The sequence below is a fragment of the Rhizobium sp. 01T437 genome, assembly GCF_056398505.1.
In genome coordinates this window covers 25396-52059 of record NZ_JBFTPM010000028.1, presented here as the reverse complement: position 1 = coordinate 52059, position 26664 = coordinate 25396, and the positions used below count along the sequence as shown (strand labels likewise).

The window sequence follows — 26664 nt, the reverse complement described above, 5'->3', positions numbered from 1 at the left end:
CCATGGATGAGCTTGGTCGCACCCGACGAGGTGCCGGAGGCGAAATCATTCATCTCGGCAAGCGCGACCGTATAACCACGGCCAACCGCATCGCGCGCAATGCCGCAGCCGTTGATCCCGCCCCCAATGACGAAAATATCGTTGATACGGCTCATGCTCCCCCTCTTTGAGCCAGGACAGCGCAACGGTTCCCCCACCATTGCGAAAGTGAGGATGATTAAATCGAAAATTTTTCGAATGTCAAACGAATGTTATTCACCGCTAAAATCAGCGGTTAGCTTTCGCTGTTTCGACCAGCACAACACCGCTCTGCTGACAGATATTGCGGATAGAAGGCGAATCGCATTGGTCGGTGATGAAGGTATGGACCTGCGAAATCTGGCCGATACGGACGGGTGCTGTCCGTTCGAACTTGGTCGAATCCGCTACCAGGATGACGTGTCTGGCATTGGCGATGATGGCCTGGGCCACCTTCACCTCACGGAAATCGTAGTCGAGCAAAGCGCCATCCGGATCGATGGCGGAGGCGCCGATCACGGCATAATCGACCTTGAACTGCCTGATGAAATCGACGGCCGCTTCCCCGACGATACCACCGTCGGATTGGCGTACCACGCCGCCGGCAATCACCACCTCGATATTGTCGATCAGTCTTAACCTATTGGCAACATTGATATTATTGGTGATCACCATCAATTCATGATGATCGGAGAGCGCCTCTCCGACAGCTTCCGTCGTCGTGCCGATATTGATGAAAAGCGAGCTGTTGTTGGGGATGAGGTCAGCGGCAGCAACACCGATCGCCTGTTTTTCTATCGCGGCGATCTGGCGCCGCGCATCATAGCGGACATTCTCCGTCCCGCGCGGGAAGGTTGCGCCGCCATGAATGCGTGTCAGAAGCTGCGCATCGCAAAGATCGTTCAGATCCTTGCGGATCGTCTGCGGTGTCACGGCAAACTGCGCCGCCAGGTCATCGACCAGTACCCGGCCCGACGACCTCGCAAGCGCGATGATCTTCTCCTGACGATCCGACAGAAACATGCGCCCTCCCTTCGTTTCGTTTTCATCTTTAGCCAAACTTCGCCTCGACGCAAAGCAATCGCTGCTGGTGCGATCTTCCGGATCAATCTCACCGTGCGGTCTTTTCGAACATGAACGAGTGCTGAAATCCCTTTGGATATTGCAAAGCTCGCCCCGCCTCTGCCTTGTTGCGCGCTTAACGTATTATGCGATTCGCTATCCGCGACGGGGCGGAGCATGCACGAGGGACAAAAGGAGAGTTCGATGACAGACGCCAAGAGCGGCATTACAGGACTACGGCCGCAGATCACGGTGATTGGCGTCGGCGGCGGTGGCGGAAACGCGATCAACAACATGATCGCCGAAAAACTGGCGGGCGTTGATTTCATCGCTGCAAATACGGACGCCCAGGTGCTCGCGACCTCCAAGGCGACGCGCCGCATCCAGCTCGGCGCCCATGTCACGGAAGGCCTTGGCGCCGGCTCCCTGCCGGAAGTCGGACGCGCTGCTGCCGAGGAATCACTCGACGAGATCATGGATCACCTGAGCGGCTCGCATATGTGTTTCGTCACCGCCGGCATGGGCGGCGGCACGGGCACGGGTGCGGCCCCTGTCATTGCACATGCGGCACGTTCGGCCGGCATCCTGACGGTCGGTGTCGTCACCAAGCCCTTCACCTTCGAGGGCAATCGCCGCATGAAGATGGCGGAAGCTGGAATCGAAGCGCTGCGTCAGGCGGCCGATACCGTCATCGTCATCCCCAACCAGAACCTCTTCCGCATTGCGGACGCGAAGACCACCTTCGCCGATGCCTTTATGACGGCAGACCGCGTGCTTTATGCCGGTGTTGGCTGCATCACCGATCTCATCGTCAAGGAAGGCCTGATCAATCTCGACTTCGCCGATGTGAAGTCCGTCATGCGCGGCATGGGCCGGGCAATGATGGGCACGGGCGAGGCTGAGGGCGAGGGACGCGCGATGAAGGCTGCGGAAGCTGCCATCGCCAACCCGCTGCTCGACGATATCTCGATGAAGGGTGCCAAGGGCGTGCTGATCTCGATTTCCGGCGGTTCCGACATGACCCTCTTCGAAGTCGACGAGGCAGCAAGCCGCATTCGCGATGAAGTGCAGGACGACGCCGAGATCGTCGTCGGCGCAATCTTCGACCGGGGCCTGGATGGCAAGTTTCGCGTCTCGGTCGTCGCAACCGGCCTTGATGGCGTCGGCGCGACCGCTGCCGCGCCGGACTTCGCCGCGGGACACCTCCAGGGTCGAACGCTGCAGTAGGGCAACGGGATCCCCTGATCCGTCTGGCCGATTCTTGGAGCGGCAATCGACAAAAGCTTCTGAGGGGGCCAGGCCTAACCGTAGTCGGTGTGTCGTCTGGCTCTCTCAGCAGTAGCGTGAAGAAGGTTGCCAACGCGACCATACTTTAAATTGGACGGATGGCCGCTTTAAATTGGTCGGGACTTATCCAAGAATAGCTTTGTTAGGAGAGAGTAGGATTCTATCCTATCGCATGATATAAAGGGCACGAAAAAACAGGAGTGCAAGTCGTGCGTTCAACGCAACAGCTGAGCATCACACTGCCCGTGGAAATGGCGAATCTCGTCAAGCAGCGGGTGGCAAACGGTGATTACGTCTCAGAGAGTGAAGTCATCCGCGAAGGGCTGCGGGCTTTGCAGGAACGCGAAAACGCTGTCGAGCACTGGCTGCGCACAGAAGTTGCAGCCACTTACGATGCCCACAAGACCGACCCCACAAAAGCCCTGCCCATCGACGAAGCCTGGAAGCGCCTGGAAGCGCGAATGGACGAAATCGACCGAGAAGAAGATTGATGGAGCGCTATCAGGTCCGCCTCACCGAAGAGGCGGAGTTGGACTTGGCGCGTATCTACGGTTTCGTCCGCAAAAAATCCGCATCTGCTGCCGTCGCCCGCAATTACGTGGCCCGCATCAAGGCCTTTATGGATGGGTTTGAGACATTTCCTGAACGGGGCAGCATTCGCGATCATGTCCGGCCGGGTTTACGCGTCGTGGGTTTTGAGCGGCGCGTAAGCGTGGCATTCGTCGTTGGACCGACCGAGGTTGTTATCTTGCGCATCCTTTATGCCGGGCAGCAATTCGAAAGTGGGGAAAACTAGATCGCATTTTTAGTCGGCGGCCAAAGCGTGCGTGTCTTTGACTATGCCAAACAGCCTTTAGCCGGCGCTGTCCATCACCTCGTCGGCGGCCCGCAACCCGCTTTCCCAGGCGCCATGCGCGGTCGAGAAGTCCGATTGATGCGTCGCCTCACCGGCGAAGAACAACCGGTCGCCGACCGGTCGGGAGAGGATGGTGCGGGCGCCAGCATGGCCGGGCAGCGCGTGGCTGTAGGAGCCGCGAACCCAATCCGTGTGGCACCATAACGAGGCTGCGAGCGGCCGCAGGTGGCGGCGGATGTCGTTCCCCAAGAGCGATGACAGCTGGTCGAGGGCGAAGGCGAAGGCGTCGAGCAGGCCAGCCTGCTCGATGACGACGGCGCCCTTGCCGCCGAAGAAGCCTTCGACGACCGGGCGGCCGAGCGGCCGGATATAATAGCTGCCGGTCTCGTCGTTCCTGGCATCGCCGAGGAGATGGGTTTCCGGCTCGAGACCATGATTGCCGTGAAGCTCCATGAACAGCTTGTCGGCAAGGCCGAGCGGCAGTTGCGCTGCGGCGTGCAGGTGATCATCGGCCTCAGGGTCTAAGGCGATAGTGCCGCGGGCGAGAACATTGGTCGAGACCGTGACGATTGCCGCACCTGCCGTGACCGGACCGCGATCTGTTTCAAGCCGGACACCCTCACCTGTCAGCGCGATACGGCGCACCGGCGTCGACAGGCGCAGGGTCACATCGGGAACGGCCGCCCCGATCAGATTTCCATAGCCTTCGTGTACCCGCCAGTTGGCATCGGTTGCGGCGTTGTCATAGGCAAGGAAATCGGCAACTGACAGCCGCTCCAGCGGCGCGCCGTTCAGATAGCCGCTGAGCGACTGGCAATAGGCGTTCCACTCACCATCCGGCTCCAGCGCATCCGAGGCCCTGTCGCTTGCCGGCGGACTGGCCCGCAGCCGCTTTTCAAGCGCCTCCCAGGCAGCGGCAGCAGCCGCACGTTCTTCCGGCGAGAAACCGAGATCACGCCACTGGTTCTGCCAGGCCGTCGGTCCGCGCTCGATCGTAAAGCCTGCCTCGCGGCCGATCGCGACAAGGGGATTGCGCTCGGCCGAATGCAGCCAGCCACAGCCCATATCGAGCGGCATGCCGGAAAGTTCGACCGTCCAGGCCCGACCGCCGACACGGTTGCTGGCTTCGAGGATGATGACCGAGCGTCCGGTATCGGTCAGCCTTCGTGCCGCAGCTATGCCCGCTGCGCCGGCGCCGATAACAGCCACATCGTAGTCCATCGTCCTCGCCCCGCGCTTCGTCATCGCCCTGATAGGGTTAAGCTTTACATGGGAGCTCCACCCGCTTCAATGCGCCCGAAAGCCTGCTACTATGCCGACATGACCTTCTTCGAAACCCTCGTCGCCTTGCTGGCCGTCGCCATCCTGCTCCTGCAGATCACCCGGCGCATGCACCTGCCCTATCCCGGCATTCTGGCCGCTGCCGGCGTCGGCGTAGCGATGCTGCCCGGTGCGCCTGTCATCCCGATCGACCCGCCGACGGCGCTTGCCCTGTTCATCGCGCCGGTGCTTGTCGATTCCGCCTATGATTTCCCGATGGGGGCTGCGCGGCGCATGCTGCTGCCACTGATCTTCTACGCCGTCATTGCCGTTCTGGTGACGACGGGCGTCGTGGTATCGATCAGCATGCTGACGGTCGGGTTGCCGATTGCGGTTGCGGTGACGCTCGGCGCCATCGTTGCCCCGCCCGATGCTGCGGCAGCGACCGCCGTGCTTTCCAATCTGCCGGTGGACCGTCGTGTGGATGCGCTTCTCAAGGGCGAAAGCCTGTTTAACGACGCAACGGCGCTGTTGCTGTTTGGAGCAGCACTCACGGTCCAGGCACGCGGCGGGCTCGACGGAGCGACAGCACTCCAGATTGGCTTTGCGGCACCCGGCGGCATTCTCCTCGGCATCGCCTTCGGCTTTTTCGTTTCGCGGCTCCGACCGATTACCGAAAACACGGTCGGCGGCACCCTGCTGCAGTTCGTCTATGCCTTTTCGACCTGGCTGATTGCCGAGCATCTGCACCTTTCGGCCGTACTGGCAACGGTTGCGAGCGCCATGACGATCGCCACGTTGTCGACGGTCGACGATTCCCCGCGCATGCGGGTGCATTCCTTCGCGGTCTGGACGACCGTCGTCTTCCTGCTGAACGTCGTCGCCTTCCTGCTCATGGGGCTGCAGGCGCGCAGCATTGTCGAATCCATGTCCGCCGACGCGCTCGAGCGGGCGCTCGGTTTTGCCGCCATCGTCGTGGTCGGCGTCATCCTGGCGCGTCTGGCGATGGCCTTCCTCCTGCATACGATCGTCATTTCGCGCCACCGGAACGGCAAAATGCTGGCTCCCTTCAAGCATGGAGAAACCTTCCTGGTCGGCTGGTCCGGCATGCGCGGCCTCGTCACGCTCGCCACCGCCTTTGCCCTGCCCGCCGACTTTCCGGAACGGGACCTCGTCGTGCTGACAGCCTTTGCCGTAGTGCTGGCAACCCTCGTCATCCAGGGAGCGACACTTGCCCCGATGATCCACTTCCTGAAACTCGGGCGGCAAGGCCAATTCCATGACGAACTGGAAGCGGCAAGGCGTTCGCTCGCCGAGGCGGCGTTTCAGCGGCTCGAAAAGGAAGGCGGTGCCGAGGCCGAGGCGATCCGGACGATCTGCAAAGACCACTGGACGGTGCCCTCGGACCTTGGCGGGACCTCGCCGCTCGAGCGCCGCCGCAAACTGACGATCGCCGCCGTGATCGCCCAGCGCCAGCGCCTGGAGGAACTGCGCGACAAGGACAGGATCGGCCCGACGCAATATCTCGAACTGCAGGAAGATCTCGACTGGAAGCAGCTTTCGGTCGGCTCCGACGAGGATCGGCGCATTACCGAGAGCTAAGGGTAGACTGCAGATAAGGGGCGACCTTTGCAGTCGCCCCAATACTGCATGCGATCCCCATCAATGTCCGCAGCAACTGCCGCTCGCCCTGTCCTCCTGATCGGAAGCGGCCGAGCCGCGGTTGTCACGGCTATGCTCATTGCGGGCAGCGGGGAGGTTCATGGCGATGTTGCTGTCGAAGAAACCGTTCGGCTTCAGGGTAAAGCCTGCATATTCCACCGGCATGATCGGAAAATCCTCCGGTTTGCAGACATGCGTATGCCCGAAAGAATGCCAGAGCACGACATCGGCGTTTTCGATATTCCGGTTGTTCTCGACATATTTCGGCAGGCCGTCCCCACCTGCATGCACGTTCGGATAGTCGCCGGACGCATATTTTTCCTTCGCGTCGAAAGCCGTCACCCAGATGTGCTTCTTGGCAAAGCCGCCGCGCTGAGCAACCGTCGATCCCTCCTGGGCGAGCATCAGGGGACTTGGCATGACGACCATTTTATAGCCGGGCGCATTTCCCACGGAATTATGCTCGTTGGGGTTCTGGACCTTCCAATACCGGCCGGTCTCGCCATTGGCGACGGCGGGACTGTCGAGCTCCCGTTTCAAGATTTTCGTCTTCGTATCGAAGACATTGCCATAGGGATTGTCCTCGCCCCATGGGCGCGGCTGGAACTCATGCTCGGTCACGGTGTTTCCGCCGCCATCTATATCCATGTGCAGGCGGGCATTGAAGAAATGCTGGTGGGTCGGACCGCCGAGATTGTCGTCGACCATTCCACCCCAGGCATATTTCTGGCCGCTCGCCACAGCCGCGGTCTGGATAATGCCGGTAAGCTTTGCTTCGAGCTGGATGGTGCCATCCTGGTAGAGATACCAGTAGAAGCCGTAGTCGTAATTGCCGACCGTCGCGAAGAAGGAGATGACGAGACGGCGCGATCTCCTCACTTCAAAAATGCCGTTTCTGAACTCGTAGTGCTTCCAGAGGATCCCAAAATCCTCCTCATGCATGCAAACGGCGTTCTTCATGATCACCGGCTGGCCGAAATCATCCGCCGACGGGATATCGAAATAGTGTATCTGGCCGAGGCAATCGCAGCCGAGCTCAAGGCTGTTGGCGAGCCGTCCCAGCCCATATTCGCCGGCGTCGAAAGCGCTCTTCCAATAGTGGTTGGCGCTCGGATCGGCATAGGGCACGACCATTTCGGTCACCGAGGCACGGAAGATCACGGGACGAAGCTTGTCGCCATTTTTAATCCCGAGCTCATGCAGGACGAGACCTTCGCGGGGCGTAAAACCGACACGAAACGACCAGTCCTGCCATTGCACTGTCCAGCGGTCGACCGAGAAGCTCGGTCCCTGCGGCTGCACGATGTTGAGCGGCTTTACACCCTGGCGGACATCGGGAAAGGACTCCTGCCCATAATTCCGCTTCTTCCTCGGCACCAGAATGACGGTCTCGTCGTCGACGAGATCGACCACCTGATTGCTGATCAAGTCGACAACGGCAACGACCCCTTCAATCGGATGGGCGTAGCCATTGTCGCGGATATCCTCGCGCCAGTAAGAGACGGCGCGAACGATGCGGGCGCCCTTTTCAAATTCCCGTCCGAAAAAACCCGAGGAAAACGGGTCTATCTGGACCAGCGGAATATCTTCCTCGGTGATACCGCGCTTCTTGACCGCGGCAATCCAGCGCGGGTCCGATTTGACTGTGGCCTCGACTGTCTCGAACTCGCAAAGCATGACAGGTGGCTGCCCGTAAGGCGCTGATTCAAGCGGCAGCCTCTTGTGCTCCACGACAGTTTTTTTCGACAGGTCGACGATCGATTCATGAACCTCGCCCGAGCTGGAATCGAGCGACAGGAGAAATGCCAGCCGGGGAAGCTTCCTTCCGTCGCGATGCATGGCCATGTCGGATTTGGTCGGCTCCTCCAGGCGAATGATCGGGAAGCGGATCGATTGCGGCAGTTGCTTTTCGTCCTTCAGAATTGCGACAGCTTCCGAGAACTCGGTCAGGCTCAACGGGTCGAGCGGATAGGCGAGCGTTTCTACAATGGCGTCCATTGTCAGTCCTTCATGTGCTTTGGGTGGTGGGCAGTGCGCATCTGGCTGCACACTGCAGGGCTCAGCCGTCAGCGGCCGGAGCAGATGTCCATTTCGGGCATGCGATCACCATGGATGCAGAAGACAGAGCAAAATGCGTGTGCTTCGGCCGCCACGAGGATTGTGGCGATGGTCAAAGCCATCAAGGTCATCAGCGACATCCGGTCGACGAGGGTCAAGGGTTGAAGTCTCGTCATTCGAATGCCTTCCCGAGCGAAGCATAGAGTTCAGGCTTCACGGTCCTGATGCGCACCGCAAAGGCGGCCCCTATCAGGCCGGTCAGCACCACCAGCAGCGGGAAGGATTTCACGATCACGCTTTCCGATCCCGACAGGAGCGGCAGGTTGATGATGACGAGGACGATCGAGCCGAGGATACCGAGCAGCGCTAGGACCGGCGCCACCGTCGTGGTCCAGAGACTGTAGCGATGCGGCAATCCCCGGAAGAACAGAACGATTGCAACGCAGACCAGGGCCTGGACAGCCAGGATCCCGAGGACAGCCAGAGCAGACATCCAGGAAAAGACGACCGTATAGGGATCTGCACCAGCTGCGATGAAGCAGACAAGCGCAAGGGCGGCAATGGCGCTCTGGATGGCACCCGCGATATAGGGCGAACCGTGGACCGGATGGACCTTGCCCAGAGCCCTGACGACGAGCCCTTCGCGTCCAAGCGCGTAGAAATACCGGTTCAGCGTGTTGTGGAAGGACAGGATGCAGGCAAAGAGGCTGGTGATCAGCAGGATATTCATCACCTGCGACGACCATTGTCCGAGGACCGCGTCGGAGGCGACGAAATAGAAGGTTTCCAAGCCGCTGCCGGCAGTCGCCTGCACCTTTGAAGGGCCATAGAACTGCACGATGGCCCAGGTCGACAGCGCGTAGAAGACGGTGATCAGCAAAACGGCGGCATAGGTTGCGCGCGGGATAGTTTTTTCCGGGTTTTCCGCCTCTTCTCCGAAGATGGCAGTGGCCTCGAAACCGATGAAGGAGCCGACCACGAAGACGAGCGCGACGCCGAGGCCCGGCGAAAATACGGTGGCCGGGCTGAAGGAGGAGAGGCTGAAACCTTCCGGCCCGCCGCCGGTCAGCACAATGCCGATGTCGAGAAGCAGAAGGATTGCGACCTCAGCCAGCATGCAGATGCCAAGGATCGTGCCTGAAAAGGCGATGTTTCGCTGGCCGCAAAGATGGACGGCCACGAGTGCGGCAAAGGACCAAGCCCACCACGGAAGCGTCACGATCGATGCAACGGCGCCGCTCATGAAGACACCGAACAATCCGTAGATGGCGATCTGTACCGACGAATAGGTTAGAAGCGCCATCAGCGCACCGCCGACACCGGCCGGCTTGCCGATGCCCTGCGTGATGTAGGTGTAGAAGGCGCCCGTTCCGCCGACATGCCGGCTCATCGCCGTGAAGCCGACCGAGAAGACGAGATACAGGATCCCTGCCAGGACGAAGGCACCCGGTACACCGGGTCCATTGCCGAATGCGAAAGCGGCAGGAGTGGCGCCGACAACGGCGGTGAGCGGCGCTGCTGCCGCCACGACGAAGAAGACAATATGGGCAAGGCCGACGGAGTTTTTCGCGAGGCGATCGGGAGGACTTCCCAAAGTGGTGTGCGTTGTCATGAGAACCCCTGTTTTTGATTTTCATCAACACGGTAGCCACGACCGATTGGCCTCAAAATTGCAGTTCATGCCAATGAATCGATAATTTGCGCCATCACTGGCGGCGGGGAACAAAAACATGTCATCTGCCCAGCAAACCGGCACGTCCGCGCAGATATTTGCTTCAATTCGTGCGTCTGTACTGCTGCCGCTCATCGAACAAATCGACCGGAAATCCGGCAAGGCAGATGTATTGCTTGCCCTTCATGGTCTTCTGCGCAGCCAGCTTGACGATCCCTATGCCATGATCCCCATGAACCGATATGTGGCGATCTTCGAAGATGCGGCATCGATCGTCGGAGATCCGACGATCGGCGCATTGCTTGGAACCCTTTTCAAGCCGAGCGATATCGGCCCGATCGGCGTGCTGTTTTCGATATCGAGCACGATCCGTACCGGCTTCGAACGATTGGCGAAATATGTGAACACAGTCCAGAGCGGCACAAATTCCGGTGTCTTTCAGGAAGACGGCAATCTGGTCTGGAGCTACCGCCTCGACGATCCCAGGCTCTGGCCGAGACGGCAGGACAGCGAGTTCACGCTGGCCGCGTCCTGCCAGCTCGTCCGTGCCTGCTTCGCACGCGGATGGAGGCCCGTCGAAGTCCATTTTGAACATCGGGCGCCTCGCGATCCGACGACCTTGCAACGGATTTTCCGGGCTCCCTTAAAATTCGGCGAGTCTGCCAATCGCATCGTGGTTTCGGCAGAAGACGCCCGCCGCGTCTACCGGCAGGAGCAGCCCGACCTGGCGGCGGTCCTGGAGCACCATATCGCAGATCTGAGCGGCAAGTTGTTGCAGTCGGACTCGACCGTCGATCATGTGCGATCATTGATCGGGATCTATCTGGGACACAAGCCCATCACGCTCCTCGGGCTTTCGCAGGAGCTCAGCCTTTCGCCGCGAACCTTGCAACGGCGGCTCTCCGAGCAGGGGACGTCGTTGCGGGATCTCATGCGGGAATACCGCCAAAGTATCCTTGCGCTGCAGAAACAGAACGGCGCGGTCAGAATGAAAGAGCTTGCGCAAGTCCTGGGTTACGCAGACGAAACGGTGCTGTGGCGCGCCCGCAAACACTGGGAACGCATGCAGTAGAAGGCAAACAATGCTGCGGCAGATCCATAGGGCCAGCCGCAGGGATCAAGGGAATTTGGCCCGGCGCCCTCAACGGATGCTGAACGGGAAATATTTCGCGTTGATCGTGTCGTAGGTGTCGTTAGCCCCGATCTCTTCGAGCGCAGCATTGAGCTTGTCCAGCAACGGCTTGTCGGTCGGGCGCACGGCGATGCCGGCTCCGTCACCGAAATATTCGGTGTTCTTGATATCCTCGCCCTTGAACTCGCAGCAGCTGCCCGCCTTGGTGTTTGCGAGCCAGTCGTAGACCGCGAGCTTGTCTTCCAGGATGATATCGACCTTGCCGTCGGCAAGGCCCTTGTAGAGATCCGGCGATGCCTGGAACACGGTCGTTTCGACACCGCTGTAGAATTTCTTGGCGTAGGATTCCTGGGAGGTTGCTGCCGTCACGCCGAGCCGCAGTTTCTTCAGATTATCGGGTGACGTGCCGGCAATGTCGTCGTTTTTGCGCGCGATGAAGACCGTCGGGCTGTCATAATATTTCTGGGTGAAGGCAACCTTTTCTCGCCGCTCTGCGCTCATCGACATCGACGAGATGATCGCGTCATATTTGTTGTCGAGCAGGTTCGGGATCATCGCCGTCCATTCCTGGATGACAAATTCGCACTTCAATTTCGCGGTCTCGCAAAGAGCCTTGGCGATATCCACGTCGAATCCCTGAAGCTGATTATTGGAATCGACATAGTTGAACGGCGGAAATGCGCCCTCGACGGCTATGCGGATGCTGTCGTTTTCGGCAGCCCGGACAATAGCAGGCTCAAAAATACTGACCGCAACAACGGCCGCACAGGCAAATGCGAAGAACTTCGAACGATAGAGAGATCCTAATCGCAACATATCAATCACCTTGATGTAGAGCTCGATCGCCAACCTTGCATCGGCAAGCGTTGCGCGATGAACAGCCAATCACAAAACGATTAAAAAGCTCATCATTTTGGGCCATTAATTTTGATGCTGCTTGAAAAGCATTTTGTAAACAATCGCGGTCAGTATCAGGGCGCTCGGGAGAAGACTGCGTGCCTGCTGATCCGTCTTTAAGATTATTCGCTCACAGAGCGACCTGGACGTCGTCCGGGTCGATACTGGTGCTGCTTGCAATCAGTGGCCTTGCAATTCTTGGCCTGGTGTTCCTGGCTGCTATCTGGGCCGGGAGGGAAAGCGACGCAGCTGCCCTCGATCGGCAGCGMCAACTCGTCAACAGCCGCCTYCWGGATCAGGTCCAGCGCGTATCGCAGGAYATCCAGCTGATGGGCGCAGGCTATGCTTCGCTGCTGGTGGCGGATTCGGCGACGGCCGGCGGCAAGAGCGAGCGCGCAGGCACGACATCGGCCGCTACATTCGGCAAGATCGCAACAACGGTATTCGGCTACAATGCGGCCTTCCTCGTGACCCCGACAGGCGAGCTTGCCCTACAGTCCGATCCCGAAACGAAACGCCGCTTCAAATGGGTGCGACCGCTGCTTCAGCCGATGATCCAGGATCTGGAAGCAACGCACCACGGTGCGCCGCAGGGGCCGAGCTCCGATCCGGAGCCCAGCCGGGTGGAGCTGATGCGGCTTGAGGGTCGCCCTTCGGTCGCCGGCGTCGTTTCGGTCACGGGCTCTTCGAAAGTGGATCCGCATGAAGGAAATGACGCCAACAGGCTCTACCTCGTGGCGTTCCGCTTCCTCGACGGTGTCACGCTCGATACGCTGAGCCGCGAACAGGGCTTGGCCGGCGCTCGTTATGCCCGCACCGCGGACCAGGAGCAGAATGAAGTTGCGTTCGAAATCGAGGCAACGGCATCAGGCGACCCCATCGGCTTCATCATCTGGAGGCCGGATCTGCCGGGCTCACGCGTCATCGGCCGGCTTGTTCCCGTGCTCTCCGTAGCCGGCCTTGTCATCGCAGGCCTCTTCTTCGCCTTGATGGGCCGTTTGCGCGGCAGCCTCAGAGAACTCAGCGCGAGCGAACATCATGCGCGGCATCTTTCGCTGCATGACGTATTGACGGGCCTGCCAAACCGGGCGCTGTTTGCAGCCCGTTTCGAGCAATGCCTTGCGGCCATGAAATCGCCCGGCGAGCTCGCAGTCCTTGCCCTTGTCGACCTCGACAAATTCAAGGAAGTGAACGACATACATGGGCATGCCGCCGGTGACGAGCTGCTGCGCGGCGTCGTCGACAGGATGAATGCCCTGATCGAACCAGGCGACACGCTTGCAAGGCTCGGCGGCGATGAATTCGCCCTGCTTCTTCCCGATGTCAGAGAGGGCGACGATAGTTACATCCTCCTCTGCAACGCCATTGTCGAGGCCCTGAGCAAGCCGTTTCAGCTTCGTGGCGGTGACGCCGTCGTCCGCATCGGATGCTCGATCGGCATCGCTGCCTTTCATGACGCGGCCCAGGCAACCAGCGAGATTTTGCGGCGTGCGGACGTCGCCCTTTATGAAGCCAAGACTAACGGGCGCGGCCGCCTGATTGAATATGATCCTTCGCTGGATCACCGGGTCGAGGCACGGGAAAATCTGAAGAACGATCTTCGCCTCGTGCTGGACGGTCGTACGCATCTCTCCGATAGCGCGGAGAATGCGCATTCAGGTGATCCGGGCCACCTGGAGGTCTTCTTTCAGGGCGTGCATCGGGCTGACGCGCATGGAAAACTCTCAGGTGCAGAGGCCCTCGTGCGGTGGCGCCACCCCACCCAGGGATTGCTGTCGCCGGACAAGTTCATCCCGATCGCCGAGGAAGCCGGCATGATCGACCAGCTCGGCGGGTGGGTGCTGAGGAACGCAGCAAAGGCAGCCGCAAGCTGGCCAGCCGACATGTCGGTCGCCGTCAACGTCTCGCCCTCGCAAATCCGGCATCGGGACTTCGACCGCCACGTGCTGTCGATCCTGGCGGAAACCGGCCTGCCGCCATCGCGCCTCGAGCTGGAGCTGACGGAAGCCGCCCTCTTCAACATCGACGAGACCGCGCAAGGCACACTCGGCAGGCTTCGATCCCAGGGGATCCGGATTGCGCTCGACGATTTCGGCACCGGCTTCTCTTCGCTCAGTCACCTCATTCAGTTCAATATCGACCGCATCAAGATCGACCGGTCCTTCGTTCGGTTGCTGGGAACACAGGCCGAGGGCGCCGCCATCGTTTCGGCGATCCTGGGCTTGAGCCGCACGCTTGGAAAAGCGACAACGGCGGAAGGCGTCGAGACGAGGGGGCAGAGAGATTTTCTCGTTGCTGCCGGCTGCAACGACTTGCAGGGCTTCCTGTTCTCCCGCCCCTTGCCTCCGGCTGATTTCCTGTCGTCATTGCCATCTGCCGAAGCCATGCGGCCACAGTCGGCCGCCGCATCCTCCCCGCGGGGCTGATCGTCCACTAGGAGGGGCCGCTCTCACGGCCTTTTGCCTATCATCCAGACAAGGTATGGCGCGCCGGCGAAGGCCGCAAAGAGACCGAGCGGTAGTTCATAGGGGAAAGTGACAGTGCGGGCGCCGAGATCGGCGATCACCATCAGCACGGCGCCGATGATGGCGGAGGCGAGCAGTCTGCTGCCGGCCTTTTCGAAGCCGGCACGGTGGGCGATGTGCGGGGCCATCAGGCCGACGAAGCTCAAGGGGCCGACGAGCAGCGAAGCGGCAGCGGTTGCAATGCCTGCCGTCAGCACCATCAGCATGCGCGCACCGACAAGCGGCAAGCCAAGCGCAAGCGCAGTCGGCGCGCCGAGTGGCAGGATCGTCAGCCATCGCGTGAAGATCAGGCCGACTATCAGGATGACAATGGTGAGGCCGGCGAGGAACGCAGCCGTATCCGGCGTGGCCGCCGCAGCTGAACCGCCGAGCCAGGAAAGGATCTGCCAGGCTCGCTGATCGCCGACGGCAAGAAGCGCACTCAGGATCGCCGACGAAAAGGCGCTGACGGAAATGCCTGCGAGCAGCAAGCGTTCGGGCGGCAGATGCCGGCGGGCGGCAAAGAGCGCCACGATGACGAGCACGACGATCGCGCCGCCGCCGGCGCCAAGAAAGAGGGCAGGCGCGCCGGCATTGGCGGAGAAGCTCAAGGCAACGGCATAACCGACGCCGGCCCCGCCGCTGACACCCAGCACCTCGGGGCTTGCCATCGGATTGCCGGTGAGGCGCTGCAGCATGGTGCCCGCCATGGCGAGCAGCCCGCCGGCAGCGGCCGACGCCAACAGACGCGGCCAGCGGGCGGGAAAGAGCTCCCAGAAGAGATCGCCGCTCAGCAGCGTCCATCCGTCCGGCAGGCGCGCAACGCAAAGGGCCGCCCAGACGAGCGGCGGCAGCAGGCAGAAGATGAGGACGAGGCGCGACAGCGGTGCGCGGGAAACGACGACGCTATCGGGCGGCTGCGGCGGCTCGACGGCGCGCACCTGCGGCAGCAGCCAGAGCAATAGCGGCCCTCCGATCAAGGCCGTCACCGATCCCGTCGGGAAGGTCTCACCGGCCGAGGAGGCGACGAGCTGGACGACGCCATCGCAGAACCAGAGCAATAACCCACCGGCAAAAGGCGAGAGCAACAGGATGCTGCGCGTGGTGCGGATGCCAAGCAGGCGCACCAGCGCCGGGGCGGCAAGGCCGACGAAGCTGACAAGCCCGACGGCGGCGGCAACGCCGGCACTGAGCGCCACGGCAAGGCTTGCAATGGCAATGCGTGTGCCGGCGAGTGCGACACCCAGCGAGCGCGCGCTGCTGTCGCCGAGGCCGAGCAGGGTAAGCGGGCGCAGCAACAGGAGGGTGATGGCGAGGCCGAGCAGCAGTTCGAGGCCGAGTGTTACCGCCGCCGACCAGTCCTGCTGGCTGAGCGAGCCGCCGTTCCAGGTCACCAATGACATCAGATATTCGCCCTGCGAGAGCGTTATCGCAGCCGACAGCGCATTGCAGGTAATGCCGACGAGAAGGCCGGAGACCGCCATGGTGATGGGCTCGAAGCTGCGCCGCCAGCCGAGCAGGAAGACGAGAGCCGTTGCCACACCCGCACCGGCAAGCGCCACAAGTGCGCGGTAGCCATCGAGCAGCTCGGGGAAGAACAATGTCGCACCGACGATCGCAAGCTGTGCGCCGGAGGAAACGCCGAGCGTCGAGGGATCGGCGATCGGGTTGCGCAGGAGGCGCTGCAACAGGGCGCCGGCAAGCCCGAGGGCTGCACCGGCCAGAATCGCAACAGCCCCGCGCGGCAGGACAGCATAGGCGAAAATGATCTGCTGCGTCGTCATTTGCCCGGCATCGAAGGGCAAGGACGGCCAGTCGGCAAAAGGCAGATGGTTCAGCGCCGCCCAAAGGAAGAGGCCGGCGGAGGCGACAAAGGCGAGAAGCGCGGCGGCGAGTGCGGCGGGTCTCATCACGGCCTTTCCCCTGACGACAGTATCGCCGCCTTGAAGAGCCGCGTGAAGCGGGCAGCCGCCGAGATGCCGCCATAAGGATTGATATTGTCGAGCATCAGCACGCGGCCGGAGCGCACCGGCTGCAGCGATTGCCAGATCATGCTGTTCTTCAGGCCATTGCGGGCTTCGACCGGGATATCGGAGATGATGACGATGCGCGCCTGAGGCTCTGCGGCGAGGTTTTCGATCGGCACCGGCGCGGCGAAAGTGTAACGGGAACGGTCTATCCAGGCATTCGGCAGGCCAAGCCGGGACAGGATATCGCCGAACATGCTGTCGGCGCCAAAGACGCGGGCATGGCGGGCATCGCCGATATTGACGAGATAGGTCGGGCGCGCGGCAAAAGCCTGCAGGCTGAGGCGCGCCTCCTCGACAAGGGCTGCCTGTTCAGCCACGACTTCGCGGCCGCGCTCTTCGAGGCCAAGCTCCTTTGCGAGTGCCGAAACGGCATCCATCGCCTTCTGATAGGGCGGCTCGCCCCTGTTATAGAAGGGCAGCGACAGGACAGGCGCGATCGCCTGAAAGCTCGCCTCGAACCTGACATAGAAGGGCGAAACCAGGATGAGGTCCGGGCGCAGCAGACGCAGGAGTTCGAGGTTCGGCGATCCGCGCAGGCCGAGATCGGCAACGCTCTCGTCCAGCACCGGCTCGACCGCATCCTTGCGGAACTGCACGAGCTCGGTCGCAGCAACTGGCATAATTCCGAGTGCCACCAGCGTTTCCAGCATGGCCCAGTCGATTGCCGCGATGCGCTTTGGCAGCGATTGGGGCGTTTCCGCAAAGGCTTTGCCGGGAATAGCGATAGCCGCCAGCAGTGCAAGCGCCTGCCGACGGCCGATGCCCCGTCCATATGCGTCTCGAAATTCACTCACCATTGAAAGGTCAGCTTGCCCATCACCGTTCTGCCATCGCCATAGCTGCAGCCGAAGGAGCTGCAGCTTGCAACATAATCCTTGTCGGCAAGGTTCTTGAAGTTCAGCGAGGCGGTCACATTGTCCTTCTTGTAATGCACTGCTGCATCGAAGAGGGTCACGGCGTCAAGATCGAGCGAGTTCTTGGTATCGCCATAGCGCTGGCCGACATAGCGCACGCCACCGCCGAGACCGAAGCCTTCGAGCGCGGTATCCTCGGGGAAGGTGTAGTCGAGCCAGAGGCTTGCGGCATGCTCCGGCACATTGTCCGGGCGCTTGCCGTCATCGACACCGCCGACGATTTCGGCCTGCATGTAAGTATAGGCAGCGCGCAGATCGAGCCCATCGGTGAGGCTGGTAACGCCTTCCAGTTCGATGCCCTTGACGTCGACCTCGCCGATCTGACCGGTTCGCGTCGTGCCATCCGGCAGAGCGTAGGTCGTCAGTACGTTCTCCTGTTTCAGGTCGTAGGCGGCGACGGTGAAGAAGCCGTTCCAGCCCTCCGGCTGATATTTGACGCCGACTTCCACCTGCTCGCCCGTCGTCGGCTGGAGAATACCGCTCGTTGCGGAAACCGGCACCGGCTCGAAGGAGGTGGCGTAGCTGATATAGGGGGCGATGCCGTTGTCGAAGACATAGCTGAGGCCGGCCCGGCCGGTGAGCTTGTGATCGTCCTGATCGACAGGACGTGAAATGCCCGTCAGCCGGTTCGTCGAGGTTCCCTCCGTGCTGGCCCAGTCCTGGCGAAGGGCTGCCGTCGCGCGCCAGTTCTCATAGGCAAGCTCGTCCTGCACGTAGATGCCGACCTGCGTCATGGTGGAATCTACGGAGGTGCTGAGCGTCGGGGCGATCAGCTTGACCGAGCCATAGGCCGGATTGAAGGCATCGAGCGGCGTGGGGCGCCAGAACTGCGTGCCGACATTATTGCTATAATAGCGATAGTCGAGACCAAACAGCATCTTGTGCTGAACGTCTCCGGTATCGAATTCCGCAAGCAAGTTATTGTCGACGTTGAACGTGTTGAGAAGCTCGTCCTGGATGGTGGCGTTGCGGTTGATCGTCCGGCCGCCTGTAAGGCCGATCGTCGACATGCCGAGCGCCTTATAGTTCCAATCAAAATTCTGATAGCGGAGGTTCTGGCGGAAGGTCCAGGTATCGTTCAGGCGATGTTCCAGCTCATAGCCGAGATTGGTGAGCGTCCGGTCGGACGTATCGAAGCTCTTGTCGCCGACGAAGAAATCCCGCGACAGGCGGTTGGCGCCCGTCGCATTGAGCGTGAGCTGGGGCGGCAGACCAGATGGCGTGCTCGGATTATCGTGCTGGATGCTGGTCAGGATCGTCAGCTTGGTGTTTTCATCCGGCTGCCAGGTGAGCGCCGGGGCGATGAAATAGCGGTCATTGTCGAGTTCATCGACCTGCGCCGAGGCCGTCCTTGCAAGCCCCGTCAGACGATAGGCGAAATCGGAATTGCCGGGCATGATGTCGCCAAAATCGAAATAGGTGCCGTAGGTATCATAGCTGCCGGCCTGCGCGCCGACTTCACCGAAGCGTTCGAAGACCGGCCGCTTGCTGATGAGATTGATCATGCCGCCGGGATTGCCCTGGCCATACATGACAGAAGCCGGGCCGCGCAGCACTTCGATACGCTCGAGCTGATAGGGGTCGACCGCGGGGGCACCTGCCGTGCGCATCATGCGCAGCCCGTTCAGGAACTGCGCCTGCCGGCTGTCGAAACCGCGGATACGCGGTGAATCGAAACGCGGGTCGGCGCCGTAGGGCTCGCCGACGACCCCGGGCACGTAATCGAGCGCCTGGCCGACGGTTTCGGCATCCTGTGACTTCAGCTGGTCAGCCGTCAGCACCGAGATCGATTGCTGGGTTTCGATGAGCGGCGTGCCGGTCTTGGTCGCCGTAGCACTCGTCCTGGCAACGAAGCCCTTTACCGGCGCCGTCGGGTCCTCGTCCTTGGAGCCGCTGATGACGATCGGGGCGAGCGTCGTCGGATTTGCCTCTTGCGCGGCCGCCGGAAACAGCGGCGCCAGAAGGGCGCTTGCCAGCGCTGTGGTCGAAGCAAATGTGAGGAGATTAAGAGAACCAGTCATTGGGGGCTCGTTATATGCCGTAAAACTGGATTTTTCTAATCATGTTATTTTTCGAAGGTCCAATAAACGCGGCTCGAATTTTTTATAAGCGTGGACTATGAAACTCGCCTGATGTCATAGATTTAGATTCTTCTAGGAGAACATGATTGGCGCTGACCGACCCCGGCTTCGAACTCCGGCACCTGCGATATTTCGTGACCCTGGTCGAAGAGCGGAATTTCGAACGTGCGGCTGTAAGGCTGGGCATCGCCCAGCCGGGTCTCAGCCAGCAGATCAGGAGCCTCGAAAAGATTGTCGGCACGCCGCTGCTCGATCGGAGCCGCCGGGGCGTGCAGCTCACGCATTCGGGCGAGACCCTGTTTCAGGAGGCTCGGAAAGTCCTGGTCCAGACCGAGGCGACGGTCGCCGCCATTAACCGCGCCGGGCGCGGCGAAAGCGGGCGCATCTCGATCGGCTATGTCGCGTCCGCCGCGTATTCCGGCGCGGTTGTCGGCTCGATCAGGGACTTCAAGCGCCACTATCCCTATATCGAGGTCGAGCTGCAGGAAATGGAGCTGCGTCAGCAGCTGCAGCGCATTGCCGACGGTCTGCTCGATTTCGGCTATATCCGCGCGCCGGCGCCAATACCGCTTGGCGTTTCCGTGCAGGTCGTGCTGCGCGAGCCGCTGGTCGTCATGGTCCCTGCGGATCATGAATTCTCAGAGCGCGCCATCGATACGCTCGCCCGACTGGCCGGCAATACCTTCATCACGCCGCGCCAGCCGCCGGACGTCGGCTTTCACCGCAACACGCTGCAGGCCTGCCGGGAAGCCGGCTTCGAACCCTCCGTCAAGGCCATCGCACACGACTTCACCGAGATCGCCGCCCTCGTCGGCATCGGCACCGGCATCGCGCTGGTACCGCAATCCATGAGCCGCGTGGAACTGCCCGATATCCACTACCGGCCGCTTCAGAGCGTCACGATGACGTCGGACGTGGCGATCGCCTACCGCAAGGGCGAAAGTTCGCCTGCCACCAAGGCTTTCATTGGCCAGCACCGGCAGAAGATCAGCCCTCCGGCATCCGGCGAGATGGTAGTAAAAGCGCCGGTGTCTGGCGAACCATCGGACACGACCTTGTCTGCATTGCGCCGTTCGCCGCTTGTCGGGTCCGAACTTGATCTGTCGAGACCGGAAGAGGAAGGTCGTAAAGTCGATCTGTGACGCAGATCCACCTGCCCACTTCAAAGCTTGGAATGAAGAACAAAGTGATCTACATTATTTGAGAGAATTATCTACATGGAGCCGGCGATGGCCATCAACGTCAACAACAAAGAGGCGGATGCGCTGACGCGGGAGTTCGCCACTATGGCCGGGGTTAGTATCACTGATGCGATTGTGATCGCCATGAAAGAGGCTATCGAACGTCGCACCAGTAGCGAGAGCCCGGCCGAGACTGCAGCCCGGCTCAGGGAGAAGCATGGTATTTCCCTGACACCATCCTCTCGCAAGCCGCTTTCCCATGAGGTCTTTGATTCCCTATGGGGCGAAGGCTGATGTTCATCGACGCCTGCGCGATCATCGCCCTCTTGTCGGATGAACCGGAGGCCAAGCGGGTATCCGATGCGATCGCGGCGGCACGCGCCCCATTCACCTCTCCTGTCGCAATGCTCGAGGCGGCTTTGGGGCTCGCGCGACCCGACAAGTTTGGCTTGCCGCTTGATGCAGTGGAAGCGCTGCTGATGGAATTTCTGGAGGCTCGTAGCATCGAGATCCGCGACCTTCCCCCGGCTCGTGAAACAACGCACCTCGCTCTTTCAGCTGCGCATCGATATCGCGCCGGCCGCAGAGGACTTAACCTTGGTGACTGCCTCCACTACGCCTGTGCGAAATACTATGGCGTTCCTATTCTAGCGACAGATAACGAATTTCGTGAGACTGATATCGAAACCATTCTGTGATTTCTCGCCAACGCCGGCCCGCAAATCGTCAGGACAATTCATACAGGCTTAGGATCCGACGGCATCGATCGACCATCCGCGCGTCTTTGGCTAACGACGAGATACCCCAGCGCACAGACGAAGATAGTAAGAAGTATCCATAGCTCATTGACATATGTGATCCAATGTTCCCCGAGCCTGAGGCTCAGAACGCGGTCCATCAGAAACATCAGGTCAATGGTGGACCGCGGCGGCAAGCCCACGATCCAGCCGAATGATGCGACCATTGGGATGCAGATGACCGCGGAGATCATCGTCGAGACAAACGCGCTGACGCCCGCAAACCGCCAGGAGATCGTGAGCCCGCCGGCGCGGTTTTCATCCTCTCCCTTCCAGAAGGAAAGGAAGATGATGAAGGCGAAGAAGAAGAGCAGAGTTACGGGAAATCTGAAGGAAAATATCCCGAGGGAAAAACCAACAGCCCAGAAATTGAACCCGGCAAGAAGAACATCATGGGCTGCGAGCAGCCACAGCATCCCGGCAAGCGTCCACAAGACGCTCAAGCCCGCACGCGCGCATCGCCTCGCAATGAACGTCAGCATCGCAATGGCGTAGACGAATACCAGGATGATGCGGCCAAATAGGCCGAACATCAGAGCGACGGCGCCGCAGGTGTCGGCCGCGCAGGCGGTCGTCTTCACGGCAGCAAACAGGAGAAGCGGAAAACCGCCGATGAGGGCAATCCACAGCGCGGTGAACACGCTGCTATATATCGCGAAACCTTTGCGGGTCATGGTCTCTCCATCGTCAGCAGAAGCTTGCCAGACGGCGCTTAAGGACGCGAGAAGCCAATCGATAAAATGCTGCTGGGTCACGCTGCCCGGTATCAACGACAGGTCAATCGGCTCGTGGCGGTGACTTCCGACGTGGCGATCGCCTACCGCGAGCGCGGGTTCACTCGCATTCTAGCTGCGGCTGCCTGAAACTCGTCACATACCACTCGCCGCCGGAATTGCGGGTGTAGAAGGTGTAGAAACATTCCGTCCGCTCGACATAACCAGGCGTCTCCGTCACCTCGTAGCGTTCGCCGCGGCGCGTCTGGCGTACCTCGCCGCTGGAGCTGCCGGAGACCACCTGCGTCTTGTCCTTGCGCCATTGATAGGCCCGCTCACCAGGGCGCATCTCATAGACATTGTCGGGCGGGCCGTAATCCAGCATGACGCTGCTGATCGGCACGCCGACATAGCTCTTCATGATCTGCGAGGCACAGGCTGCCAGCATGCATGTGGCCGCAAGCACGGCGCAGCCGAGAAGAATTGGCCGCGGCCAACTCCGTTTCCTGTTCTCCATCAATGTCTTCATCGATCGGTCCTTTGCGCGTGGATTTATCCTCGCCAAGACGGATAGGGTCGATGGATTGCCGATACATTGCAATTTTGGCGTCAGCCGCGATCCGCCCTTCATGACAATTGCACGACACAATTGGAACAAGGGTGGAAACGCTTGTAACCCGCCTGACATTGGGGCGCTCTAAAGAGGCGGCATGAGCATTGCCTGCCGCCGGAAACCCGCCGCGGGCCCTATTGGAGACCGCCGGCATGAAAATCGTCCAGATCACCGACACGCATTTCAGCCCGTCGATACCGCATTTCAACGGCAACTGGCAGCCGCTTGCGGACTGGATCAACGGCAGCGGCGCGGATCTCGTCGTCCATACCGGCGATCTTGCCGTCGATGGCGCCGACAAGGACGAGGACCTCACCTTCTGCATGGAGCTGATGCAGCAGGTAAAGATCCCGATGCTGATCGTTCCCGGCAATCATGATGTCGGCCATCTGCCGGGCTCCCTGCAGCCGGTCGATGCGACAAGGCTCAGCCGCTGGCGCAATCTCGTAGGCCCGGATTACTGGCTGGAAGATGCCGGCAACTGGCGCCTCATCGGCCTCAACAGCCTGCTGATGGGCATGGAGAATGACGAGCAGGAAACGCAATTCGCATGGCTGGAAAAGGCGCTTGCCGAGCGCGCCGGCCGGCGCATCGCAATGTTTGCCCATAAGCCGCTTTTCGTCGATACACCTGACGAGGGCGACACCGGCTACTGGAGCATCCGTCCGGCCCAGCGCCAGAGGCTCTATGATCTGATTGCCGCCCATGATGTCGCGCTCTACGCCAGCGGCCACCTGCACTGGGCCTGGAAGGGCCGTTTCAACGACACGTCGCTCATCTGGGGACCGTCCGCCGCCTTCATCATCGGCACGATGGAGCGTGAGATGCCGGGCGAGAAGCTTGTTGGAGCCGTGCTTCACGATCTCGGCGACGGCGTCGCGAGCGAGATCGTAGCTATATCAGGCATGTTGGCGCATGTGCTCGACGATGTTGTGGCCGAAGTCTATCCGCACGAGGCCCACAAGGTGCAGAAGGAGCCTGCGCAATGAGTGCGCTGACACTTTCGGCCATTTCCAAATCCTATGGCGACAACGCCATTCTCAAAAACATCAGCCTTGATGTGCAGCCGGGCGAATTCATCGCGCTTGTCGGCCCTTCCGGCTGCGGCAAGAGCACGCTCTTGCGCATCCTTGCCGGCCTCGACCATGCCGACACCGGCGAGATCGTCATCGGCGGGCGAGAAATGTCCAATGTGGCCGCCGCAGACCGCAACATCGCCATGGTGTTCCAATCCTACGCGCTCTATCCACATCTGACGGCCGGCCAGAATATCGCCGTTCCGCTAGCCATGCGCCGGCTGAGCAGCATTCAACGCCTTCCCTTCCTCGGTCCTGTCCTGCCCGGCTACCGCGCCATTCGTTCGGGCATTTCTCGCGATGTGCAGGAAACGGCCAAAGCCCTGAAGATCGACCATCTCCTGGAGCGCAAGCCTGGCCAGATGTCGGGCGGTCAGCGGCAGCGCGTGGCACTTGCCCGCGCCATGGTGCGCCATCCGAGCGTCTTCCTGATGGACGAACCGCTGTCAAACCTCGATGCCAACCTGCGCGTCCATGCGCGCGGCGAAATCGTCGAATTACATCGCCGCGCCGGCGTGCCGACCGTCTATGTCACCCATGATCAGGCCGAGGCGCTCTCCATGGCCGACCGCGTCGCCGTGATGATCGGCGGCCAGCTTTTGCAGCTGGCGCCGCCGCAGGTCATCTATGACGATCCTGCTCATATTGAGGTCGCCCGCTTCGTCGGCCAGCCGCGCATCAATCTCTTACCGGCGCGCGCCGATGGCGGAACGATTGCTTTCGGTGATATCAGGCTCACGCTGGAAGAAGCCAATCCTGCCGGTTCCGACGTGACGATCGGTATCCGTCCGGAATTCGTGCGGCTTGCAGCAGAGGGCCAGACCTCTCTTCCCGGACGCATCGAGCGTATGGAATTCCTCGGCTCCGAGGTGATTCTGTTCTGCCGACTGAATGCGATCGGCGAGACCGTACTTGCCAAGCTTGCGCCTGCCGATGCCGCAGGCCTTTCTGCCGGCATGCCCGTCGCCCTCTCCTTTCAACCCGACAAGGCTATGGTCTTTGCACCCGACGGCCGCCGGCTGCGCACTGCCGCCCTTCCCGCCGATACCAGCAGGGAGAAGGCCCATGGCTAGCATTGCCGCAGGCGAGATCCGATCGGTCGCACCATCCGTCAGGCATGAGCGACGCGAGGCACAGACCGCCTGGCTGCTGACGCTGCCAGCGATTATCCTGATCGCCCTCTTTGTGCTGCTGCCGATCGTCGCCGTCGTCTTCCTCGGCTTTACCGATTTCGAACTCGGCGTCGGCAAGTTCCGTTTCGTCGGCTTCGAGAACTATGCCGAGCTCTTTGCCGACCGCACCTTCCGCAAGTCGCTCTGGAACACCACTGTCTATACGGCGATCGTAGCACCCGCCTCGATCCTGCTCGGCCTTGGTGTGGCCATGCTGATCGAGAGCGAGGGCTGGGGAAAGAGCGTCTTCCGCACGGCCTATTTCCTCCCCGTTGTCTCGCTGATCGTCGCCATGGCGACCGTCTGGCAATATCTCTTCCATCCGACGATCGGTCCGCTCAATGCGCTCATCGGTCTCGCCGGCCTGTCGAAGCCGAACTGGCTCGGCTCCTCGGCAACAGCACTTTACAGCCTCTCCATCATCGGTGTGTGGCAGACGGTCGGCTTCAACATGGTGCTGTTCCTCGCCGGGCTGACGGCGATCCCGCGCGAACTCTATGCCGCCGCCGAAATCGATGGCGCCAAATCCTCGCTCGACCGCTTTTTCCTCGTCACCTGGCCGATGCTCGGGCCGACGGCGCTTTTCGTGACCACGATCAGCATCATCAATGCGGTGAAGACCTTCGAGACGGTCAAGACGCTGACCGATGGCGGCCCCAATCACGCCTCCGAAGTCTTGCTTTTCACCATCTATCAGGAGGGTTTCGTCTACATGAAGGTCGGCTATGCCTCGGCCATGACCGTGGTCTTCCTCGCCATCCTCGTGGTGATGATGTTCCTGCAATACCGCTTCCTCGATCGGCGGGTGCACTATTCATGAAGACGAGATCCCGCTTCACCCTCGGCCGGCTGCTGCGCCTGACGCTGCTCATCCTTGGCGCGGTCATCTTCCTTGCGCCCTACATCTTCATGATATCGGCCGCCGGCAAATCGCAGGACGATATCTTCACCGCAGCGCTTTCGCTGATCCCGACGCATTTCTACTACGTGCAGAATTTTACCAAGGCGCTCGACAAAGTGGCGATGGGCACGCTTCTCTGGAACGGCGTGGTGGTCTGTGCGCTGATCTTCGTCTTCCAGGTGCTGGTCGCGATCCCCTGCGCCTATGCCATGGCGAAGCTGAAGTTCCGTGCCGCCCGCATGATGATGGTGCTCGTGCTGCTCGGCCTGCTGGTGCCTATCCATGCGACGGCGCTGCCGCTCTACGTCGCCTTCGACAGCCTGTCGCTGCTCAACGGCTATACGGCGCTGGTGGCACCCTTCACCATCTCTGTCTTTGCGATCTTCCTCTTCCTGCAGTTCTTCCGCGCCATGCCCGACGACCTGATCCATGCCGCGCGTCTCGACGGCATGTCCGAACTCGGCATCGTCTCGCGCGTCATCGTGCCGAATGCCTGGCCGGCGGTCACGGCTTTCGCGATCTTTTCGGTCGTCGCCCATTGGAACGACCTCTACTGGCCGCTGATCGTCATCAGCAAGCCGGGTTATGCCACCCCGCCGCTCGGCCTGATGAACTTCCGCGCCGCGGAAGCCGGCGACGATTACGGCGCGCTGATGGCGGCCACCATCATCATCACCATTCCCCTCGTTGCGGCTTTTCTGCTCGCGCAGAAACGCTTCGTCGAGGGCATCACCATGACCGGTCTCAAAGGCTGACCGGCTGAACCCAGGAGAACGAG

24 protein-coding genes and 1 pseudogene are annotated in these 26664 nt (G+C 60.9%); 13 read left to right on the top strand and 12 right to left on the bottom strand.

What is annotated here, in order from left to right:
• Together AC1DM5_RS32690 and AC1DM5_RS32685 are read right to left on the bottom strand one after the other, a co-directional pair.
• Positions 1–155, bottom strand: a 155-nt coding sequence (locus tag AC1DM5_RS32690; RefSeq protein ID WP_477823067.1) for an FAD-dependent oxidoreductase, incomplete at its 3' end; no start/stop codon positions are given.
• A 112-nt stretch (positions 156–267) separates the two neighbouring features.
• Positions 268–1041, bottom strand: coding sequence for a DeoR/GlpR family DNA-binding transcription regulator (locus tag AC1DM5_RS32685; RefSeq protein ID WP_113185157.1), 774 nt, complete (start codon positions 1039–1041; stop codon positions 268–270).
• 243 nt (positions 1042–1284) lie between these two features.
• Here AC1DM5_RS32685 and ftsZ point away from each other — a divergent pair, with 243 nt between their 5' ends.
• From ftsZ to AC1DM5_RS32670, 3 genes are all read left to right on the top strand, one after another.
• Positions 1285–2307, top strand: coding sequence for a cell division protein FtsZ (gene ftsZ / locus AC1DM5_RS32680; RefSeq protein ID WP_477976639.1), 1023 nt, complete (start codon positions 1285–1287; stop codon positions 2305–2307).
• A 269-nt stretch (positions 2308–2576) separates the two neighbouring features.
• Entirely contained in the window at positions 2577–2858 is a 282-nt protein-coding gene (locus AC1DM5_RS32675; RefSeq protein ID WP_477823060.1) for a type II toxin-antitoxin system ParD family antitoxin, read from the top strand.
• Positions 2858–3163 (top strand): type II toxin-antitoxin system RelE/ParE family toxin, encoded by a 306-nt coding sequence (locus tag AC1DM5_RS32670; RefSeq protein WP_477823059.1) that lies wholly within the window; start codon positions 2858–2860, stop codon positions 3161–3163. The genes AC1DM5_RS32675 and AC1DM5_RS32670 overlap by 1 nt, the downstream gene beginning before the upstream one ends.
• A gap of 57 nt (positions 3164–3220) precedes the next feature.
• Here the strand turns inward: AC1DM5_RS32670 and AC1DM5_RS32665 are convergent, their stop codons facing one another.
• Positions 3221–4444 carry a flavin monoamine oxidase family protein gene (locus AC1DM5_RS32665; protein ID WP_477976637.1) on the bottom strand — a complete coding sequence of 408 codons (1224 nt, stop codon included), beginning with the start codon at positions 4442–4444 and terminating at the stop codon, positions 3221–3223.
• Between the two features lie 99 nt (positions 4445–4543).
• On the opposite strand from AC1DM5_RS32665, the gene AC1DM5_RS32660 reads away from it, so the two are divergent.
• The gene (locus tag AC1DM5_RS32660) at positions 4544–6085 is read left to right on the top strand and encodes a cation:proton antiporter (RefSeq protein ID WP_477823066.1); all 1542 of its coding nucleotides are present in this window, start codon (positions 4544–4546) and stop codon (positions 6083–6085) included.
• A 60-nt stretch (positions 6086–6145) separates the two neighbouring features.
• Here the strand turns inward: AC1DM5_RS32660 and AC1DM5_RS32655 are convergent, their stop codons facing one another.
• The 3 genes from AC1DM5_RS32655 to AC1DM5_RS32645 all read right to left on the bottom strand — a co-directional run bounded on the left by AC1DM5_RS32655 (position 6146) and on the right by AC1DM5_RS32645 (position 9815).
• A complete protein-coding gene (locus tag AC1DM5_RS32655; protein ID WP_477823057.1) occupies positions 6146–8143 on the bottom strand; it encodes a primary-amine oxidase in 1998 nt (665 codons plus the stop codon).
• 68 nt (positions 8144–8211) lie between these two features.
• Positions 8212–8361: a hypothetical protein gene (locus AC1DM5_RS32650; RefSeq protein ID WP_477823056.1), complete on the bottom strand. Its 150-nt coding sequence runs from the start codon at positions 8359–8361 to the stop codon at positions 8212–8214.
• 14 nt (positions 8362–8375) lie between these two features.
• Positions 8376–9815, bottom strand: coding sequence for an APC family permease (locus AC1DM5_RS32645; protein ID WP_477823055.1), 1440 nt, complete (start codon positions 9813–9815; stop codon positions 8376–8378).
• A gap of 118 nt (positions 9816–9933) precedes the next feature.
• Between AC1DM5_RS32645 and AC1DM5_RS32640 the strand changes: the two genes are divergently transcribed.
• Positions 9934–10947 (top strand): AraC family transcriptional regulator, encoded by a 1014-nt coding sequence (locus AC1DM5_RS32640; RefSeq protein ID WP_477823054.1) that lies wholly within the window; start codon positions 9934–9936, stop codon positions 10945–10947.
• A 69-nt stretch (positions 10948–11016) separates the two neighbouring features.
• On the opposite strand, the gene AC1DM5_RS32635 is transcribed toward AC1DM5_RS32640, so the two are convergent.
• On the bottom strand, positions 11017–11823 hold the full coding sequence (locus AC1DM5_RS32635; protein WP_477823065.1) for a transporter substrate-binding domain-containing protein: 807 nt from the start codon (positions 11821–11823) through the stop codon (positions 11017–11019).
• 410 nt (positions 11824–12233) lie between these two features.
• Here AC1DM5_RS32635 and AC1DM5_RS32630 point away from each other — a divergent pair, with 410 nt between their 5' ends.
• Positions 12234–14330, top strand: a complete 2097-nt coding sequence (locus AC1DM5_RS32630) for a putative bifunctional diguanylate cyclase/phosphodiesterase (protein ID WP_477976635.1) — start codon at positions 12234–12236, stop codon at positions 14328–14330.
• 23 nt (positions 14331–14353) lie between these two features.
• On the opposite strand, the gene fhuB is transcribed toward AC1DM5_RS32630, so the two are convergent.
• From fhuB to AC1DM5_RS32615, 3 genes are read right to left on the bottom strand one after another with little or no spacing between them, the layout of a single operon-like run.
• Complete coding sequence (fhuB, locus tag AC1DM5_RS32625) at positions 14354–16318, bottom strand: Fe(3+)-hydroxamate ABC transporter permease FhuB (protein WP_477823064.1); 1965 nt, start codon at positions 16316–16318, stop codon at positions 14354–14356.
• On the bottom strand, positions 16318–17235 hold the full coding sequence (locus AC1DM5_RS32620; RefSeq protein ID WP_477976633.1) for an iron-siderophore ABC transporter substrate-binding protein: 918 nt from the start codon (positions 17233–17235) through the stop codon (positions 16318–16320). Before AC1DM5_RS32620 ends, fhuB begins: the two co-directional genes overlap by 1 nt.
• On the bottom strand, positions 17229–19373 hold the full coding sequence (locus tag AC1DM5_RS32615) for a TonB-dependent siderophore receptor (RefSeq protein ID WP_477823051.1): 2145 nt from the start codon (positions 19371–19373) through the stop codon (positions 17229–17231). The genes AC1DM5_RS32620 and AC1DM5_RS32615 overlap by 7 nt, the downstream gene beginning before the upstream one ends.
• A gap of 146 nt (positions 19374–19519) precedes the next feature.
• Here AC1DM5_RS32615 and AC1DM5_RS32610 point away from each other — a divergent pair.
• The 3 genes and pseudogenes from AC1DM5_RS32610 to AC1DM5_RS32600 form a co-directional block, all read left to right on the top strand.
• Positions 19520–20416, top strand: a pseudogene (locus AC1DM5_RS32610) (LysR substrate-binding domain-containing protein); the annotation flags it as partial.
• Positions 20417–20662: 246 nt separating this feature from the next.
• The gene (locus AC1DM5_RS32605; protein WP_477823050.1) at positions 20663–20908 is read left to right on the top strand and encodes a type II toxin-antitoxin system VapB family antitoxin; all 246 of its coding nucleotides are present in this window, start codon (positions 20663–20665) and stop codon (positions 20906–20908) included.
• Positions 20908–21312, top strand: coding sequence for a type II toxin-antitoxin system VapC family toxin (locus tag AC1DM5_RS32600; RefSeq protein WP_477823049.1), 405 nt, complete (start codon positions 20908–20910; stop codon positions 21310–21312). Before AC1DM5_RS32605 ends, AC1DM5_RS32600 begins: the two co-directional genes overlap by 1 nt.
• A gap of 38 nt (positions 21313–21350) precedes the next feature.
• Here the strand turns inward: AC1DM5_RS32600 and AC1DM5_RS32595 are convergent, their stop codons facing one another.
• The gene (locus AC1DM5_RS32595; RefSeq protein ID WP_477823048.1) at positions 21351–22085 is read right to left on the bottom strand and encodes a hypothetical protein; all 735 of its coding nucleotides are present in this window, start codon (positions 22083–22085) and stop codon (positions 21351–21353) included.
• A gap of 160 nt (positions 22086–22245) precedes the next feature.
• Positions 22246–22641 carry a hypothetical protein gene (locus AC1DM5_RS32590; protein WP_477823063.1) on the bottom strand — a complete coding sequence of 132 codons (396 nt, stop codon included), beginning with the start codon at positions 22639–22641 and terminating at the stop codon, positions 22246–22248.
• 248 nt (positions 22642–22889) lie between these two features.
• Between AC1DM5_RS32590 and AC1DM5_RS32585 the strand changes: the two genes are divergently transcribed.
• From AC1DM5_RS32585 to AC1DM5_RS32570, 4 genes are read left to right on the top strand one after another with little or no spacing between them, the layout of a single operon-like run.
• On the top strand, positions 22890–23726 hold the full coding sequence (locus tag AC1DM5_RS32585; RefSeq protein ID WP_477823047.1) for a metallophosphoesterase family protein: 837 nt from the start codon (positions 22890–22892) through the stop codon (positions 23724–23726).
• On the top strand, positions 23723–24886 hold the full coding sequence (locus AC1DM5_RS32580) for an ABC transporter ATP-binding protein (RefSeq protein WP_477823046.1): 1164 nt from the start codon (positions 23723–23725) through the stop codon (positions 24884–24886). Before AC1DM5_RS32585 ends, AC1DM5_RS32580 begins: the two co-directional genes overlap by 4 nt.
• A complete protein-coding gene (locus AC1DM5_RS32575; protein WP_477976631.1) occupies positions 24879–25805 on the top strand; it encodes a carbohydrate ABC transporter permease in 927 nt (308 codons plus the stop codon). Before AC1DM5_RS32580 ends, AC1DM5_RS32575 begins: the two co-directional genes overlap by 8 nt.
• Positions 25802–26641: a carbohydrate ABC transporter permease gene (locus AC1DM5_RS32570; RefSeq protein ID WP_477823044.1), complete on the top strand. Its 840-nt coding sequence runs from the start codon at positions 25802–25804 to the stop codon at positions 26639–26641. The genes AC1DM5_RS32575 and AC1DM5_RS32570 overlap by 4 nt, the downstream gene beginning before the upstream one ends.
• Positions 26642–26664 lie beyond the last annotated feature (23 nt).